Consider the following 17,536-nt stretch of genomic DNA (forward strand, 5'->3'; position numbering starts at 1 on the left):
CCCACATGTCAATAATCCGCTGTAGGCAAGCCATCCACTGGTCTGGGATCCGGCTGAAAAAAGCACCCGCTGGAATTCGGTGTGGCAGGCATGCGCAATGGGACGGTATTCAACGAGCGGCGTATCCCATTTGACTCTTGTCGGCGTGCGGAGCAACGCCGCCATTTCATCCCGGTCCGATTCGGCCAGCCCCGCATCCTGTCGGGTGTGAGGCAGCCAGTCTGCATCGCAGGCAGCGTCCTCGAAACTATCGGGAATGAGAACCGGAGACAGGGCTTTCAATACGTCATCGGCGCCTAGCGCGTGCGATATCTCCTGCCCCTTCCTGTAGACGCGACTGGTCACAACCGTGTCGCCTACCTGCTCGCCCGCCCGCTTGGCAAGCTGCGCGGCTGCATGGAAGAAGCCACCTTCTGACGTCGCCTGGTCAGTGCCTGGAGCACTGCGATACGGATTGGCGAAGGGGGTGAGCCGCCGGACCCGTTTCTGCCGGCGGGACGTTTTATTCGAGCCGGCCCGTTGTGGTTCACGTTGTGGTTCAAACGCAGGCTTGTCTCGCTGCTCCGGTTGCACCAGCCAGTCGGCGGTATCCGAGGCATCAAGGAACTCATCCGTGTCCGTTTCGCCGACCTCTCCCTGGAATTCCGGGAGCCCCCTGACATGTTCAGGTATTGCGCCAGCGTCGATTTCCATCGCGGCATCGCGCGCGCTGCGCGATTCACGCTCCGGATTGCAGAGCGGCTCGCGCGCCTCGCAGCGGTTTTGCGGCCGACTCCGTTGCGCGTCTGAACGAGCATCGTCACCCAGCAATATCGCCTCGAGTTCCGGACGACCGAGTGCGTAGTCCCGGATCTCGCGACGGAAGTAATCGGCGGCCTCCTGTTCATTTGCAGGCACGCGTCCCCGGAAAATCCGCTTGACCGCATCCACATCCCCGCACGCTTGCAGGGCCTTCCAGATGGCGTTGAAGAAACAGTTTCCGTCAGGTCGAACCCAGACTCTTTCGCCATTGATCAGCGCCCAGTAGTGCTCTTCCTCCACCTCGATACATACGTCGTTAGCGCTGTATTCCGATGCACCAAAAGACTCATGGTGCCGACCGTTCCAGACGTGAAGTGCCAGCCGGCCCGCCTTCCAGCAAGGAAGTTCGGAAACCAGAAAGGGCATTGAATCCGCCAGCTCAAAATCCCATTCACCATTGCGGCCGACGCGCTCTACCTGGTCGATCCACCTCGATTCCGCAATATCGGGTTGCTCGACAACGTCATCGTGCCGGCGTCGCTGATTTCTGGTTGCGGAATCGTTCTCTGCGTAGGTGTGCATAAGCCGCCTCGGAATCGGACAGTTGTCTTTGAGCAGAACCGTGCGTTGCCAGGTCGTGACGCGCGCCGTTTCTGGCAGCAGATCATCACTACGTGGCGACGCCAGTCACAAGGGACGCGGTTCTATCTGGAAAAATCTGCACAAGCGATTGCCGGCTCACACCAGGTAACCGCACGTTGGCGAAGACGCACCTGCCGGTGCTTCGCATGGGTCGCACTGAACCCTCGACATCGTCGAAGATGAGTGGATATGAATTTCAATATAGCCAGTGCAATCGACCATCTACATGATGGCTGCATGACAATTCCGTCATGAGACGGTGGCCTTGCCGCTGCTGAGACGCGATGTCACGTCGCGCACAGCCCGAAGCGGCAAATTGGACTTACGGGACGCCGGCTTATCCACAGTTTGTGTGGAGATGCCTGTTGATAACACCTGGACAACGAGCGCAAGTGCTTGAGCGCGCAACGAAGCCGGGCATAGATATTTTTCTCATACCCGCGCAGGCACAAAACCTAAAAGGCAGTCCGACGCGGCAAAAACCACCTTCAATAAACCCCAGCCTCCCCCACCGGCCGATTCTTGAACCGCTTATGCACCCAATAATATTGATCAGGAATCCGTCGCACTTGCGTCTCAAGAAACTCGGTAATCCGCCGCGCATCGACAGAGACATCATCAGAAGGAAAATCGCTTAGCGCATCGAAGATGGTCAGCTTATAACCACGATAGTCCGGCAATACCTCAGTCACAAACGGCACCACCCGCGCGTTCCCCGCGCGAGCCATCCGCGAAACAGAAGTCAACGTGCAAGCCGGCACGCCAAAAAACGGCACAAACACCGAATCCCGCAACCCAAAATCCATATCGGCAGCCAGCATGACCGGCTTCCCGTCGCGCAAGACACGCAAAGCCCGCCGCACGCTATCGCTACGCGGAATCATCTCCGTGCCAAAGCGCCCGCGCTGCCGCTTGGCCATCGCGTCGAGCATGAGGTTTGACATCGGCGTGTACAGCGATGCAACCGGGTGCCGCGTCGAATACATCATGCAGCCCGCCTCGATACCGACAAAATGGAAGCCGACAAAAATCGTCGGCTGGCCTTGCATGTCGGCGAGGTCGATCGCACTCTCCACTTCGACAAGGCGCGCCAGCGCCTGCGCATTGCCGAACCATTGCGGGCCGCGCTCGACATAACTGCGGATCACATGACAGAAATGCGCGCGCGCGAGGCGTTCACGCGCCTCGTCGCTCATGTCGGGGAAACACAGCTTCAGATTGGTGTGCACCACACGCCGGCGCGTGCTCGGAATCCGGTACAGCAACGCACCGATGCCCGTGCCGATACGCGCGACAACGCCGTACGGCAGGAAAGCAAACGCACGCAGCAGACCTGTCATCAGACAGATGAGTATTCGACTTTTCACGCGGCAAAGACCCGGTGGGTACTGTGTGACAAACACGCCGCCGCGGTAACCTTGCAGTTGCCCACGGGCGAAGTGGCATGCGCGCGCGTCAAAACGGGGCTCGCGCGGCGCGACTTTCGAAGATGGACGCCTCGTTCGCGGCGAGACGCAGCAGTGCTGGAGGCCGAAACCGCTTAGGAATCGAGCGTCCGTATTGGACCCAATATTGAGACACGGCAGGCGTGATTAAAACACACCGCGGACGGCAGGCACAAAATCTGCGAGAGAGAGGCCCGCCCGAGTAGCGTCACGAAGTCCGCGTCCGGCAGCGATTTCCCTGCCCTTTCAAAAACTTGCGTATGCGGCCCAGGCAGGCCGCACACGCTCGCTACGCCCATAGACGCCTCCCGAAGGAAATCCCCTTGGGAGATTGGGGGACATCAAGGCTTGTTCGTCTCGAACAGATCCATGATCTGCTTCTTTTCATTCGACGAGACGTTCGGCGGCGGCACGGCCGGTGGCGTCATACCCGCCGGTCCCACGCCGCCAACTGCATCGCTCACTCCGGCGGTCGGATTCGCCGAATCCAGACCGATGCTGGCCACGAAACCGTTGCCCGGCGTAACGTCCGTGTAGAACAGTTCGCCGTCGACCGAGGTCACGCCGTCCGGCTGCGCCGGCTCGCCTTGTGGCACACCGCGCAGTGCGCGCTGCATGTACTCGACCCAGATCGGTAACGCGAGCTGTGCACCGAACTCGCGGCTACCGAGGCTCTTCGGCTGGTCGTAGCCCATCCACGCCACCGCCACCAGCGATTGCTGATAACCGGCGAACCAGCCGTCCTTCGCGTCGTTGGTCGTACCCGTCTTGCCCTGCAAGTCCGAACGATGCAGCACGTTGGTGCCCGCACCCGTACCCGCGGTGGCCACCGAGTGCAGCAGGCTGTTCATGATGTACGCGTTACGCGGTTCGAGCGTACGCGGCGCATCCTTGCCCGCCGTCAGCGGTTGTGCTTTCGAGAGCGGCTCGCCGCGCGCGTCAGTGACTTCGTTAATCAGATACGGATTGATGCGGTAGCCACCGTTCGCGAACACCGAATATGCGCCCGCCGACTGCAGCGGCGTGACGAGGCCGGCGCCAAGCGCCATCGGCAGATACGGCGGGGTCTTGTCGGCGTCGAAACCAAACCGCTGCGTGACAAAATCTTGCGCGTACTTGGTGCCGATGAACGACAGGATGCGGATCGACACCAGGTTCTTCGACTTCTGCAAAGCAAGGCGCATCGGCATCGGACCGTCCGGCTGGTCGTCGTCCTTCGGCTCCCACGCGTCACCGCCCGGCGTGCTCGGCGGGAAGTACAGCGGCGCGTCATTGATGATCGTGGCCGGTCCAATGCCCTTGTCGAGCGCCGCCGAATAGATAAACGGCTTGAAGCTCGAACCCGGCTGACGCCACGCCTGCGTGATGTGGTTGAACTTGTTCTTATTGAAGTCGAAGCCGCCCACCAGCGCGCGAATCGCGCCGTCCTGCGGTGTGAGCGAAACCAGTGCGCCTTCCACTTGCGGAAGCTGCGTGATCTGCCAGTTGCCGTTGTCGTCGGCGACGAGGCGCACGATCGAGCCCGGCTTGATCTTCGTGGCAGCCGCGGCGCGCGCGCTCAGCGCGCCGGCTGCAAAGCGCAGGCCGTCGCCGCTGATCGTCACTTCGGTACCGTCGACCAGTTGCGCCTTCACCTGCTTCGGATTCGCGTCCGTCACCACGGCAGCGATGATTTCGCCATTGTCGGGGTGATCGGTGAGCGCGTCGTCGATCGTCTGATCGCGGTCGTCGCCCGGTGCGGGCAGTTGCACGAAGCCTTCCGGTCCGCGATAACCGTGGCGCCGTTCGTAATCCATCACGCCCTTGCGCACCGCGCGATAGGCGGCGTCCTGGTCGGCGGAATCGATCGTGGTGGTGACGTTCAGGCCGCGCGTATAGGTTTCGTCCTTGTACTGCGCGTACATCATCTGGCGAACCATTTCGGCGATGTACTCAGCATGCACGCTGTATTCGTTGCCCGGATTCTTGGTGTGAATCTCTTCCTTGACGGCCTGGTCGTACTGGTCCTGGCTGATGTATTTCAGCTCGAGCATGCGCTTCAGAATGTATTCCTGACGGATCTTCGCGCGCTTCGGGTTGACCACCGGGTTATACGCGGACGGCGCCTTCGGCAAGCCCGCCAGCATCGCGGCTTCAGCCAGCGTGATGTCTTTCAGATCCTTACCGAAATACACGCGTGCGGCCGCGGCAAAACCGTACGAGCGCTCGCCCAGATAAATCTGGTTCATGTAGACCTCGAGGATCTGATCCTTGGTCAGCGCGCGCTCGATTTTGTACGCCAGCATCATTTCGTAAATCTTGCGCGTGTAGGTCTTCTCGCTCGACAGGAAGAAGTTGCGCGCCACCTGCATCGTGATCGTGCTCGCGCCTTGGGAGGCGCCGCCGTGCATCAGGTCGGAAACACCAGCGCGCAGAATGCCGACGAAGTCGACGCCGCCGTGCTCGTAGAAGCGATAGTCTTCGATCGCGAGCACGGCCTTCTTCATCTGATCCGGAATGTCCTGGAAACGCACAATGCTGCGCCGCTCTTCGCCGAATTCGCCGATCAGCACGTGATCAGCGGTGTACACCCGCAACGGCACTTTCGGGCGATAGTCGGTCAACGCATCGAGCGACGGCAGTTGCGGTCCCATCACCACCAGGGCGTAACCAACGATCAGCGCGCCCACCACGGCGATCGTTGCCAGCAGACCGACAAACCAGATGGCGATCGACGCGCCGATCGAACGACGGCCGGCCTCTGCATCGCGCGAAGCAGCATTGCGTCCTGGAGTGCGGTGGTAGGTGTCCCGGTCTTCACCAGCCGGAGAATTTGAAGAATGCGGTCGTTTGATGATTGGCATGACTGGAATAGTGGGCGCGTGACTGAACGCCTTTCTGCACACGCTCCTGGCGCGTGCATGGATCGTGGGTCGAGCAGCGTGGCTTGAGGCGTTAAACACCGTGCGGCCCTATGCCCCCGGGCAGCCACACGGCACGCCTGAGACAGCGTCCGGCGCAACGTAACAGCGCATTTTAAAGAAATCAAGCAACGCCCAAGACAGTTTTTTTGTAAGAATTCCCTTCGCGCTGCGTCACTACCGTATAACGCGACTGTCAAGAGGGCACCCGGCGGGCCTGCGCCAAGGTTATCAACAGAAAATGTTGAAAGGCCTGTGGACAAGCCCGCCGGAAACGCCACAACTCATTGATGTCACGGGATTTTCACGTTGCGCCCGTTCCGCATCGGTGCAACTCGTCATATGATGGACTCGGCGCGCGAGTCGTCACTGACGCGCGCGACGGCGTACGCCAAATACACGCCTTGAACCGCCAATGCCAACAAGTATGCGAGCCGACCATGACCAAGCCCAGCGAACGCATCGTCGTATTCGTCACGACCGCGCAGAAACGCGCGATCGCCGCCACCGCCGAAAACCTGGGCATTAGCGTCAGCGAACTGATGCGGCGCGCGGTGTTGAGCTTCGGCGCGACCAGCGAGCAGGTGAAAGCGGCCAGCATCGTCGACCGGCTGCATGCGCCACGCGCGCCGGATGCGCTCGACGCGGCGCTGCAGCGCGTCGCGCGCGGCACGCGCCACGCGCGGGCGGCGCTGCCGGCGGCCTTGCAAACTCACGGTAACAACGAATCCGCCGCGCCGGCGGAAAGCGCGGCCGCCTCGCATGCGGATGAACTGTTGGGCATCCCCGCGGGTGCAAGCCCTGAGCCGTTGCTGCCGGCCGGCGTATTGGCCGCCCTCACCGCGACCGCCGAGCAAATCGAAGCCGCTGCGGCAACCGAAGCCGTGGCGCGCGTCGCCGCTGCCAAAGCGGCGTCCATTGCGGACTCGGCGCAAAAAACGGGCGACGTCGAAGCGCAATTGCGTAACGTGCTCAAGCGCCCGCGCCTCGACGCCACGCGGGACGACGACGACCCGCAAAGCGATCCGAGCGCGGAAGGCGGCCGCTTCGCCTGAACGGGAAGCTGTGGTGGCAAACCCCTCCGCGCTAGTCGGCGCGTTGCATATCGTTACACACGCTCGATTCCCGCGATTCACATCCGCGACACCCGCCGCTCGGACACTCGCCATGCGGACACCCGCCGCGCACAAAGTTGGCTAATGTGTCATCGCGCCCTTTAAGGCGGTTTTAAGAGAATGCGTGGTGTAATATCCGCCAGCGGCTAAATGGTCCGCCGCGTGTTTTAACCGTTGAGGCCGATTGCAAATCAGTTTCAAAACGTAAATTTACGGCGCTGCTATTGCAATCGGCGAGTACGCCCCGAACTCCGGTCCGAACGTTACGCAGCTTCTCGCGCAGCGGCGTAAAGTAGCATTTGAAAGCAGTTAAAGCGCGTGGAATTATTCAGCGCCGATTTCATTCTTTGGAGGTTTTCATGTCGCTTTTTGACAGCATTTCGCGCACGCTTAAAGGTCTCCTGAACGACGCAGCCGATTCGGTGCAAGACCCGTCGCGCGATTCGCGCCAGATTGTGCGCGAGCTCGACGACAGCATTGCTAAAGCCGAGAACTCGCTGATCGAGATTCAGGCGCAAGTCGCCACGCAGCAAAGCAAGCGGGATGTCGCAGCCGACAAGGCGAAGAAGTACGAAGACGGCGCGAAGCGCGCGCTGCAATCCGGCGACGAAGCGCTCGCGCGCGAAGCCCTCGGCGCGCAAGCCACGGCCGAAGCCGAGCGCGACGCGCTGGCCAAGGAACTGACCACGCTGGAGCCGTCGGTTGCGCAGTTGAAGAGCCAGATCGACGACATGCGTGGCCGTCGTAACGATCTGAACGCACGTTCGAACATTCTGCAAGCCAAGCAACAGATCGCTCAGGCCAAAGACGTTGCAGCCACCGCGTTGGGCGGTATCGGCGGCAAGAACCTGTCCGAAGATTTTCAGAAGCTGGAAGACAAGGTTGCGTTGTCGAATGCCCGTTCCGACGCGCGCCTGAATTCGGCCGACGTAAAAAGCGGCAAGGCGCTCGACGACAAGCTCGCGGATCTGAGCCACGGCCCGTCCGTCGAAGATCGTCTCGAAGCGTTGAAGAAGCAGATCAACACGCCGGCCCAGTAATTGCGTCAGCAGTAAATACCGGCCGCCATGACTAGCGCAGCCGGTCTGCCGGATACCGGAATACCGGCCGCCGGAATCGACTGAAGGAGACGGGTGCATCGCACCCGGTCCGTAAATGAAAAAATTTCTCGCAAGCGCGTTCGCCTCACTGCTGTTCGTGTCGGCCACGGCGTTCGCCGTGCCGACGGTCCAGCAGATCGAATCCGCCATGTCGCAAGGCAACTGGCAGCAGGCCGATGCTGGTTTGAGCGAAGTGCTGCAGGCGCATCCGAACAATGCGCACGCGCACTACCTGTACAGCCAGGTGCTCGATCGCGAAGGCCGTTACGCCGACGCCCTCGCCCAGGTGCAACAAGCCAAGACGCTCGACCCGCAAATCCGCTTCACCGACCCGACCCGTTTCGCGCAAACCGAAGCGCGTATCCGCAAGGACGCGGAACGTGCCGGCGGCAACACCACGAGCCGCGCGGGCAACCCGTTCGTGCAGCAGAATTCGCCGGCAGTGCAGCAGCAGTCGGCGATGGTGTCGCAAGCGCCGCAACGGCATGGCCCTGGCATCGGCATGTGGGTCGGCATCATTCTCCTGATCGGTGTAATCGCGCTGGTGTTGCGCTGGACATTGCGCCGCGCCCGCTCGCAAGACGATTCGCGCGCCGACGACGATCGTCGCGTGCAACTCAAACGCGCGACCGAGATGCTCAACGCCGTGCGCTCATTGAAGCTCGACGTGAAGCTCTCCACCGCGCAAGGCCATGAGGCGCTGGAGAAGGAAGTCGAATCGACCGAAGACCAATTGCGCGGCCTCGTCGAAACGCTGTCGAACAGCAAGAATCCGGTGCCGCCGTATCAGCTCGACGAACTGGAGCAGCGCATCGGCAGCATGCGCGCCCGCGCCGACGGGCGGCCCGATCCGTATGCCGCGCCGGCCGCCGGCACGCAGCAGTCGCCGTATGCGCAGGAGGCCGAGCGTTTCGGCAACCCGCCGCAGGCGCCCTATCCGCAGCAAGGACCGTATCAGCAGCAGCCGCAGGTCATCGTGCAACAAGGTGGTGGCGGTTTCGGCGGCGGCATGGGCGGTTTGCTGACCGGCGTGCTGCTCGGCGAGGCGCTGAATTCCGGGCGTGATCGCGTCGTGGAGCGCGACGTGATTGTCGATGATGAAACGCGTCGCCGAGGCGGTGACGGTGGCAATGGCGGCGGCCTCGACTTCGGCCAGGGCTCGAACGACTGGAACGACAACAGCGGCGGTGGCGTCGACATGGGCAGTAACGACGACTCCGGCGGCTGGAGCGATACCTGAGAAACACAGCGCTGCTTGAGACACAGTCAATCAAACGCTGATCGATCAAACCGCAATGAAAACAGGCTCCTGCACGGAGCCTGTTTTTTTATGTCGATTCCCTTTACGCCCTCACTAACGCGGGTGCCCTCGCCGGCTCATGTTGCGCCAGCAGCACCGAACCTGCGAACAGCCGGACGATGAAACGCTCCGCATAGGCGACCAGCGCTTCCCGGCGCGCGGCATGCCCGTCGATGTACTCCGCCGACAGATGAAACAGCTGCAGCACGATCTGCGTGCAGACTTCGTCGACGGTTGCGCGGGCGAGCGTCGGCATCAGTTCCAGTTGCACGACGTCGTCCGCCATTTCCGCCGACACCTCGTGGAGGTTCGCCCGCACCGCTTCACGCAGCGCCCGTGAGGTGCCGTGATACTCAGCCAGCGCGCTCAGAAACGCCTCGCGATTCTCCAACGCAAACGCAAAGAACGCCACACACGCGCGACGCGGCACGCTTTGCGGCTCGTCGTGCGCGGCCAGCCAGCGCTCGCGCCGCAGCATCGGCCGCAAGCGGCGGCTCACCGATTCGACCGCCTCGCGCGCCAGGTCGTCGAGCGTGTCGAAATGACGGTAGAACGTGTTGGGATTCAGCCCTGCCTCGCGCGCCAGTTCGCGCAGGCCCAGGCTTGCAAAGCTGCGCCCGCCCGCGGTCAGACGCAACGCGGCTTCGATCAGTTTGCGCTTGCCGGGCGGGAGGTCCTGCCCGGCAATAGCGCCATGGTCGGCGGCGGGCGCCGCCTCGGGTACGGGGTTCATGAGCTTTCAGTCAGCGCGCGGCGCGTGCGTTTAATAGTCGTACTCTAAACGATCTTGACGCGAAGTGTACAGTTGTCTACCCTGCGCGTTATGTTGGTGTAGACATATGTAGACACCCGAATTTTGCCAACCCCTGGAGACCCGCCGTGACGTCTGCCTCATCTGCCCAACCCGCCGCGCCACGCATTGCCATTGTCGGCAGCGGGTTTGCGGGCATCGGCATGGCGATCCGCCTGCAGCAGATGGGTATCACGTCGTTCACGATTTACGAGGCGGCCGGCGATATTGGCGGCACGTGGCGCGACAACACCTATCCCGGCGCGGCCTGCGATGTGCCGTCGCATCTGTATTCGTTTTCGTTCGAGCCGAATCCGGCGTGGTCGCGAGCGTTCGGCGCTCAGGCGGAAATCTTCGCTTACCTCAAGCATTGCGCGCGCAAATACGGCGTCGATCGCTATGTGCGCTGCAATGCGCGCGTGGCCTCGGCCCGTTTCGACGAAGCGCGGCAGACCTGGCAAGTCGAGATCGATTCGAACGGCACGCGCGAAAGCATCGAGGCCGATGCGGTGATTGCGGCGAGCGGTCCGCTATCGCGTCCGGCCATGCCGCAAATCGCGGGGCTCGACCGTTTCGAAGGCAAGCTGTTTCATTCGGCGCGCTGGGACCACGACTACCCGCTCGAAGGCAAGCGCGTCGCGGTGATCGGCACCGGCGCCAGCGCGATCCAGTTCGTGCCGCAGATCCAGCCGCGCGTCGCGCAACTCGAACTGTTCCAGCGCACCGCGCCGTGGATCATGCCCAAGCCAAACAAGCCGGTCGGCGCTCGCGCACGTTGGCTGTTTCGTCATCTGCCGTTCACGCAGCGCTTCGTGCGCAATGCGATCTACTGGCAGCTCGAATCGCGCGCGATTGCGTTCGTCGTCAATCCGAAACTGATGAAATTTCCGATGAAGTTCGGTCTGAGCTATCTGGAGCGGCGCGTCAAGGACCCGGCGCTGCGCGCCAAGCTGACGCCGAACTACCGGCTCGGTTGCAAGCGCGTGTTGTTGTCGAGCGATTACTATCCGGCGCTCAGCCAGCCGAACGTCGACGTGGTGACGACCGGGATCCGCGAAATCGTCGCCGACGGCATCGTGACCGACGACGGCGCGCATCACCACGCCGACGCGATCATCTGCGGCACGGGCTTTCAGGTCAACGACGTGGGCGCGCCATTCGATGTGACCGGCCTCGGCGGCGCCGATCTCGGCGCGATGTGGCTGCGCGATGGGCCGGAGGCCTACCTCGGCACCAGTGTCGCCAACTTTCCGAACTTCTTCATGATCGTTGGCCCGAACACCGGGCTCGGGCACAACTCGATCATCTACATGATCGAGTCGCAAGTGCAGTACATCGCCGATTGCCTGCGCATATTGCGCCGGCGCAAGGCTCGCACGATGACCCTGCGGCCGGACGTCCAACGCGATTTCAATGAGCGTCTGCAGAAGCAGATGCAGCACTCGGTGTGGGTCAGCGGTTGCCACAGCTGGTATCAGACGAAGAGCGGCAAAGTCACAGCGTTGTGGCCGGGCTTCACATTCAGCTTTCGCAAACGCACGCGGCGTGCGCGTCCGAACGATTATCGCTTTGCGCCTTGAAGCGGCATGCGACGGCTGAGGGGCTGCTCGCGAGGCGCAGGCGGAGGGGGAGACAAACTCTCAGATGCTGATGCTGATGCCGTCGCGGTCGCAGTCGCAGTCGCTGCCGCAGTCGCCATCGCCATCGCCATCGCCATCGCAGAGGAGAGGAGAGGAGAGGAGAGGAGAGGCAGAGGCAGAGGCAGAGGCAGAGACGATCTAACTCGAACTAAAGGGAGACAACAACCATGGCAAGCATCGACTCCGCAACGCCCGCATCAACAGCTGCACTGCCGCCCCGCTCGCTCGCCGCGCGCCTCGGCATCACCAGCGTGCCGCGCGCCGAATTGCAGCGGCGCTACACACAAAGCGGTTCGAAGTTCGTCAAGATCATGGGCGCCGACGTGCACTACGTCGATGAAGGCAGCGGCGACACGATCGTGATGATCCATGGTTTTGCCTCTTCGTTGCATACGTGGAATCGCGTCGCGGACGAACTCAAGCGCGAGCATCGCGTGATCCGCCTCGATCTGCCGCCATTCGGCGTGACCGGACCGCTGCGTTCGAGCGCTGGCGAAATCGAAACGATGAACCTGCCAACTTACCGGCGTTTCATCGACACGTTCATGCAGGCACTCGGCATCTCGCGCGCGACGCTGATCGGCAACTCGCTCGGCGGTCTGATTTCGTGGGATTACGCGGTACGTCATCGCGAAGCCGTCGATAAGCTCGTACTGATCGACTCAGCCGGCTTTCCGATGAAGCTGCCGATTTACATCGGCCTCTTCAATAGCGCGCTGGTGCGGATCAGTTCGCCGTGGTGGCTGCCCGAAATCATTATCAAGAGCGCGGTACGCAACGTGTATGGCGATCCGCGCAAGCTCGATGCGATAACGCTGCGGCGTTACATCGAATTCTTCCACGGCGAAGGCACGCGCACTGCGATCGGCAAGATGGTGCCGACGCTCGACTTCAAGGACGTCGATACCGACGTCCTGAAGACGCTGAAGGTGCCGTCGCTGGTCTTGTGGGGGGCGAAGGACCGCTGGATCCCGACTTCGCATGCGGCCGAATTTGCGAGCCGTATTCCGGGCGCGAAATCGGTGATGTACCCGGGACTCGGTCACATTCCGATGGAAGAAGCGCCCGAGCGCGTGATGACCGATCTGCGCGCGTTTCTCAGCGCGAACGCCGCGACGGCTCCGGTAACCGAAGGCGCGGAGCGCGTCTCCCGTTGATTTATGCAGGGCCCAGCGCGCGATGCCGTGTGGCGCCGCAAGCCAACGGCTATCGCCCCTCGCCGCCTAGTATCGCGGTATTGAACGCCAAGGAGAGCGTGCCCACCAGGATGAGGCTCGATGCCCAGACTGCGTCCAGATTGAACCAGCTCCGTGACACGAACTTCAGCCCGAGGTAGCGGTAGACCAACCAGGCCAGCAGTCCGCCGACCACGATCATGGCAGTGGCATGGACGCCGGAGACAAGCAGCGCCATGCCCAGATTGGCGTCGATCAGGGCCCGCGCGGCCTGATGCCCTTGATCCATGTCGTAGGACCGGCAAAGGCCGAGGTAGATCGGTACAAGCATCAGTCCTGCGCCGTGTGCGATGGCCACGGCGAAGGACCAGAGCGCGAGCCGCGACGGTGGAATCCGCGCGAGTACACGCGGATGGCGGCGCCAGATCAGAAGGAAGATACCAAAGCCGATAACGAGCACACTCGCGCCGATCTGGATCTCGCGCTGCCAGGCGAGCAGGATCGCAAGCATGGCGAAGGGCACCATCACCACGAACATTGCCAACACGTGCCCCGCCGCAAGGTATAAGAGCGCGGAGAAGAGCGCCCGTGCACGTCTGTCCATCAGCCCGCTCGAAACGGCGAGCGGCCATCCCATTGCCGGGTTGAGTCCGTGATAAAGACCACTCGCCGCGACGGCTAACCAAAGGCCGGTCTGCGGCCAGCCGCCCCCGATCAAATCCCCACCGATGGGTAGCAGAACGAATCCGTCGAGCAGTCGCCGCCTTCGAGCCGGATCTGGTGAGCCCGGTATCCGTCGGGAAAGTCTACCCAGTAGTCGTCGGCCAGCGCGAGGCCGCCGCCAGGTTCAGCCCGGGCCATGACCTGTGCCGCCGGCACGCCGTCCGGGTAGAACTGGTTGTCCCACGTCGAGTAGAGCGAGTTGGTCCAGTAGACCCGCTTCCCGTCGCGGCTGATCTCGACCATCTGCGGACCACCCGCAAAGGTTTTACCGTTCGGATGGGGCGTGCGCCGTACGATCCCGCCAATGTGGACCGATCCTGTGAGCTTCGGTTTCCGGGGTTCCGTCACGTCGTACTGGCGCATCTCGCCGGTTCCCCAACAGGCGACGTACAGGAATTTGTCGTCGATGGAGAGATCGATGTCGGTGACGAGCGGCGGCACCGCACCGAATCCCTGAAGCAACGGTGGAAGCAGTTCCGTGGCTGCGGGCTCGGGCGGGATGGTCGCGGTCTTCTCGATGTGGAACTTCCCGCCCTCCCGCCACCAGGTCCAGATCGATCCTTCAAGGTTCGTCGTGTCGACCACGACGCCGATAAAGCCGTACTCCCGGCTGGGATCGTGCGCAGGCCGCACTTCGAGCCCCATCTGGTGGTTCGCGCCGAGGTCGATCGTCTGTACATTGCGCCTCGCCCGCAGATCCCAGAAGTGGATGTGGTGCCCGTACTTGTTCGACAGAAGGTCTTCAGGGACGATCCCGTTCTCGAATTGCGGCGGCAACGCCCACTCGCTCGACACCATGTAGTCACGCGGCAGGTTCCACCAGAAATCGTAGTGTTTCTCCTGCGGCCCGCGGTCGATCTCCCAGCGGCCGAGGACATCGAACGTCTCGCAGTCCATGATGAAGATGCCCGGGGGGCCGTCTGTCCCATCCGTCCCACCGCCACCGAGCGTGCTGACGTAGATTCCTTCGGGCCCGCAATGGACCGTGTGCGGACGCGAATAGCCTGTCTTGCGGAAGATTTCCTCAGGCTCGATGATCTTGTGAATTCGCGCCTGGGTCGGGTGGGGCTTGGTGTCCACGATGTAGATGCGCGAGGAGCGCATCCCCGGAATGATCAGATAGCGCCGTTCGAGGAAGGCGTGGCCGGTCAGCGGCGACAGTGACGATGAGCAGGCATTCCACCCGAAGTGGTGGAATTCGTCCCCCTTGTTCGGCACCGGCACCGTGTGAACCACCTGGCTGTAGGTCGGCGAGCCGGGCTTCACGTCGATTACGGCGAGCGCGTCGGGCTGCGAGAAATCGGGGCTGAGCAGCAACGTGTAGGCGAAGTCTTCCGCTGGCGCATCCATCGCGAGTTTCGGCGATGCGTGGAACGTAGGATCTGGGCGCATTCCCATGATAGTGCTCTCCTTGGTAATGTGGTTCGGAGTGCAGGACATCCGAATATTCATTAACCTTACCGGGCGTTGTTTTCAGATTAAAAATTCTGATGAGTCTGCCAACGTTGCAAGTACGGGGCGCGCCGCTTGCGGCGCGCCCGGAGACCGAAGGAAGTGCAATTCAATCAGGATTATGCGCTTCTCAGAACATTCTGCATGGGAGCGGCAACACGTCGGTATCGACCGGCTGCTTCGACCGACTCCAGTCCAAAGCATCACGGGTAAGCAGCCATTCATCGAGCGCGGTTCACGGCAAGCTTCAACCGCCGCCGAGCAAACGCAGCAGGGCCCAAAGAAATTTGCAGAGCATCACGATCAGCTCCCACAGGTGAGAGAGTTGCTGCCAGCCTGAAACGCGCGCGAAGGAGTCGATCATGGTCCGCTGGTGAGAGGGAGGGCTGCGAGAAATGGCCGACACAGCCATTTTCAGGGCCGTGCCGGCCAGAGCTGGTCGTCGCACGCGTGCCGCGCACCGGGCTGTGCCAGCGCCCTGCCGAATCCCACATCATAACGACCTCGGGATACCCCGTATCAAGTTGTTTGCGAGTTTGCCGTCAATACGTCGAGAAGACGCGGCATCCGTGCTGGATGAGCGTGCTAGTTGACTCTGCTAACCGCGCCATCAAGGAGACACGACCATGACGCGTTTCAGCTTCCGCCGGGCTGCCCGTTCGCAGACGGTGGTCGGCGATATTGCCGCGCACGCCGGCAAACTGGGCATTGAGATCTGCGACGTATCGGGCCACGTCGACGAAGTTGCCGCACGCGTGCAGCACCAGGCGCAGGTCTGCCGCGCGCTGCGCGAATCTGCTGCGGTGACGCTGGCGGGCAACCACCGCATCGCCGTCGCTGCGCGCGAAATGCGCAGCGTGTCGGCTGAAGCCGCAACCGGTGTGCAGGAGTCGCAGCAGACGCTGGAGGCGTCGCTCGCCGACATCCACGGGTTGGTGGAAGGCGTGACGGTGATCGAGAGCCAGATCGGCGCGCTGCGCAGCGCGTTAGCGCATGTAAGCCGCGTCTCCGAGGAGATTTCGCTGATCGCTCGCCAGACGCATTTGCTGGCGCTGAACGCGGCGATCGAAGCCGCGCGCGCCGGCGACTCCGGCAAAAGTTTCGCGGTGGTAGCCGCCGAGGTGAAGAACCTGTCGGCGAAGACCGCGCAGGCGACCGGCCAGATCGAGAAGACGCTGGCGCAACTCACTGAGCAGACCGAACAGTTGATCAGCGAAGGTTCAGTGAATACCGCTCGGGCGCACAGGGTACGGGAAGGCACGCGCAAGATCGGCGACGTCGTGCACGCGACGGGTGATGCGATTACGCAACTCAACGACGAGGCTGGACAGATCGCCGCCTTGACCGGCGAAATCGAAACGCAGTGCAACGGGCTTGAGGCGCAGGTGCTGGAGATGGCGAGCGGCGTCGAAGATTCGAGCGAGAACTTCGTCCAGGCGAAGGACCGGCTGGGGAATTTGCTCGGCGTGTCCGAGACGTTGATCGAGTTGACCGCGGCAACGGGGGTAGAGACGACGGATACGCGGTTTATCGAAGCCGTGCAGCGGGCCGCGGCAGCGGTGAGCAAAGTATTCGAAACGGCTGTCGCTCGGGGCGACGTTTCGATTGAGGACCTGTTCGATCAGCACTATGTCCCCGTTGCCGGCAGCAACCCAGCTCAGTTCGTTACCCGGTTCACTGCTTTTACGGACCGGGTTTTGCCGGCGATTCAGGAGCCTTTGCTCGGACTCGATCCACGCGTGGCGTTTTGCGCCGCCGTCGATGCGCGGGGTTATCTGCCGACCCACAACCTGAAGTTTTCTTTACCGCAGCGCGATGACGTGGCCTGGAATATGGCGAATTGCCGAAATCGACGGATGTTTGATGATCGGACTGGGATTGCGGCTGCTTCGCATGTTAAGAAATTTTTGTTGCAGACGTATCGCCGCGATATGGGAGGCGGGCAGTTTGTTTTGATGAAGGATGCGTCGGCGCCCGTGTTTGTTGCCGGGCGGCATTGGGGTGGGGTTCGGATTGGGTATAAGGTTTGAGGGGGAGTTTGCCTGCGCGGCGCTTGTTTTGTTTGTTTGCCTGGGGTGGTGGGGCTTGCTTTGATTTGTTTTGCTGCGCAGCGCTTCTTGTCTGTGCGCCTGGGGCGTTGGCCTTTCCTTGAATTGTTATTGGTCTATTAGTGTCGCCCCTGTGCGGGGCAGGCACTTACTTCTCTTTGCCGCCGTGTATAGACCGGGGACATGATTGACATACGTGCGGGGACATCATTGACACTTTATGGTCAGTGATTTTCGCTCCTCAGGTCAAGGGTGAGGATGCGATGATGGGCAAACCAGAATTCAAATACGCCGTCTTCTCCCGGCTTTGCGCGAGCCGCGACTGGCAATCCATAGAGTGCCTTGGAGACCTTCAGGTGCCGTCCCTCAAAGCGTAACTGGCCATTTGCCTTGACCCGCAGCACCACGTCGCCAGGTCCGTACTCCGGCTCCTGCAGGATCGATGGATAGGCCCGGGGACTGGGC

General features: G+C 61.9%; 12 protein-coding genes and 1 pseudogene. 6 read left to right on the forward strand and 7 right to left on the reverse strand.

Going from position 1 to position 17,536, the window contains the following annotated elements:
- The 3 genes from HHL24_RS41880 to HHL24_RS41890 form a co-directional block, all read right to left on the reverse strand.
- Positions 1 to 1,323: OTU domain-containing protein (locus HHL24_RS41880; RefSeq protein ID WP_169491121.1), on the reverse strand; the 1,323-nt coding region annotated here is incomplete at its 3' end.
- Between the two features lie 548 nt (positions 1,324 to 1,871).
- Complete coding sequence (locus HHL24_RS41885) at positions 1,872 to 2,750, reverse strand: lipid A biosynthesis lauroyl acyltransferase (RefSeq protein WP_169491122.1); 879 nt, start codon at positions 2,748 to 2,750, stop codon at positions 1,872 to 1,874.
- A gap of 419 nt (positions 2,751 to 3,169) precedes the next feature.
- On the reverse strand, positions 3,170 to 5,671 hold the full coding sequence (locus tag HHL24_RS41890; RefSeq protein ID WP_169491123.1) for a penicillin-binding protein 1A: 2,502 nt from the start codon (positions 5,669 to 5,671) through the stop codon (positions 3,170 to 3,172).
- A 497-nt stretch (positions 5,672 to 6,168) separates the two neighbouring features.
- Between HHL24_RS41890 and HHL24_RS41895 the strand changes: the two genes are divergently transcribed.
- The 3 genes from HHL24_RS41895 (at position 6,169) to HHL24_RS41905 (ending at position 9,183) form a co-directional block, all read left to right on the forward strand.
- Entirely contained in the window at positions 6,169 to 6,783 is a 615-nt protein-coding gene (locus tag HHL24_RS41895; protein ID WP_169491124.1) for a hypothetical protein, read from the forward strand.
- A gap of 419 nt (positions 6,784 to 7,202) precedes the next feature.
- Positions 7,203 to 7,883 (forward strand): PspA/IM30 family protein, encoded by a 681-nt coding sequence (locus tag HHL24_RS41900; protein ID WP_169491125.1) that lies wholly within the window; start codon positions 7,203 to 7,205, stop codon positions 7,881 to 7,883.
- 115 nt (positions 7,884 to 7,998) lie between these two features.
- Positions 7,999 to 9,183 (forward strand): tetratricopeptide repeat protein, encoded by a 1,185-nt coding sequence (locus HHL24_RS41905; protein WP_169491126.1) that lies wholly within the window; start codon positions 7,999 to 8,001, stop codon positions 9,181 to 9,183.
- 103 nt (positions 9,184 to 9,286) lie between these two features.
- Here the strand turns inward: HHL24_RS41905 and HHL24_RS41910 are convergent, their stop codons facing one another.
- A complete protein-coding gene (locus HHL24_RS41910; protein ID WP_169491127.1) occupies positions 9,287 to 9,976 on the reverse strand; it encodes a TetR family transcriptional regulator in 690 nt (229 codons plus the stop codon).
- Between the two features lie 146 nt (positions 9,977 to 10,122).
- Between HHL24_RS41910 and HHL24_RS41915 the strand changes: the two genes are divergently transcribed.
- Both HHL24_RS41915 and HHL24_RS41920 read left to right on the forward strand, forming a co-directional pair.
- The gene (locus HHL24_RS41915) at positions 10,123 to 11,613 is read left to right on the forward strand and encodes a flavin-containing monooxygenase (protein WP_169491128.1); all 1,491 of its coding nucleotides are present in this window, start codon (positions 10,123 to 10,125) and stop codon (positions 11,611 to 11,613) included.
- 227 nt (positions 11,614 to 11,840) lie between these two features.
- Positions 11,841 to 12,830 carry an alpha/beta fold hydrolase gene (locus HHL24_RS41920; protein ID WP_169491129.1) on the forward strand — a complete coding sequence of 330 codons (990 nt, stop codon included), beginning with the start codon at positions 11,841 to 11,843 and terminating at the stop codon, positions 12,828 to 12,830.
- 49 nt (positions 12,831 to 12,879) lie between these two features.
- On the opposite strand, the gene HHL24_RS41925 is transcribed toward HHL24_RS41920, so the two are convergent.
- A complete protein-coding gene (locus HHL24_RS41925; protein WP_169491130.1) occupies positions 12,880 to 13,566 on the reverse strand; it encodes a hypothetical protein in 687 nt (228 codons plus the stop codon).
- Positions 13,563 to 14,969 carry a selenium-binding protein SBP56-related protein gene (locus tag HHL24_RS41930; RefSeq protein ID WP_169491131.1) on the reverse strand — a complete coding sequence of 469 codons (1,407 nt, stop codon included), beginning with the start codon at positions 14,967 to 14,969 and terminating at the stop codon, positions 13,563 to 13,565. The genes HHL24_RS41925 and HHL24_RS41930 overlap by 4 nt, the downstream gene beginning before the upstream one ends.
- A gap of 680 nt (positions 14,970 to 15,649) precedes the next feature.
- On the opposite strand from HHL24_RS41930, the gene HHL24_RS41935 reads away from it, so the two are divergent.
- Positions 15,650 to 17,053: a methyl-accepting chemotaxis protein gene (locus tag HHL24_RS41935; RefSeq protein WP_169491132.1), complete on the forward strand. Its 1,404-nt coding sequence runs from the start codon at positions 15,650 to 15,652 to the stop codon at positions 17,051 to 17,053.
- 242 nt (positions 17,054 to 17,295) lie between these two features.
- Here the strand turns inward: HHL24_RS41935 and HHL24_RS41940 are convergent.
- Positions 17,296 to 17,536, reverse strand: a pseudogene (locus tag HHL24_RS41940) (IS481 family transposase); the annotation flags it as partial.

The sequence above is a fragment of the Paraburkholderia polaris genome (assembly GCF_012927345.1).
Lineage (GTDB): Bacteria > Pseudomonadota > Gammaproteobacteria > Burkholderiales > Burkholderiaceae > Paraburkholderia > Paraburkholderia polaris.

Coding starts and splice junctions, on each gene's coding strand:
- HHL24_RS41890 (WP_169491123.1), bottom strand. CDS start 5,671: ATGCCAATCATCAAACGACCGCATTCTTCAAATTCTCCGGCTGGTGAA.
- HHL24_RS41895 (WP_169491124.1), top strand. CDS start 6,169: ATGACCAAGCCCAGCGAACGCATCGTCGTATTCGTCACGACCGCGCAG.
- HHL24_RS41900 (WP_169491125.1), top strand. CDS start 7,203: ATGTCGCTTTTTGACAGCATTTCGCGCACGCTTAAAGGTCTCCTGAAC.
- HHL24_RS41905 (WP_169491126.1), top strand. CDS start 7,999: ATGAAAAAATTTCTCGCAAGCGCGTTCGCCTCACTGCTGTTCGTGTCG.
- HHL24_RS41910 (WP_169491127.1), bottom strand. CDS start 9,976: ATGAACCCCGTACCCGAGGCGGCGCCCGCCGCCGACCATGGCGCTATT.
- HHL24_RS41920 (WP_169491129.1), top strand. CDS start 11,841: ATGGCAAGCATCGACTCCGCAACGCCCGCATCAACAGCTGCACTGCCG.
- HHL24_RS41930 (WP_169491131.1), bottom strand. CDS start 14,969: ATGGGAATGCGCCCAGATCCTACGTTCCACGCATCGCCGAAACTCGCG.
- HHL24_RS41935 (WP_169491132.1), top strand. CDS start 15,650: ATGACGCGTTTCAGCTTCCGCCGGGCTGCCCGTTCGCAGACGGTGGTC.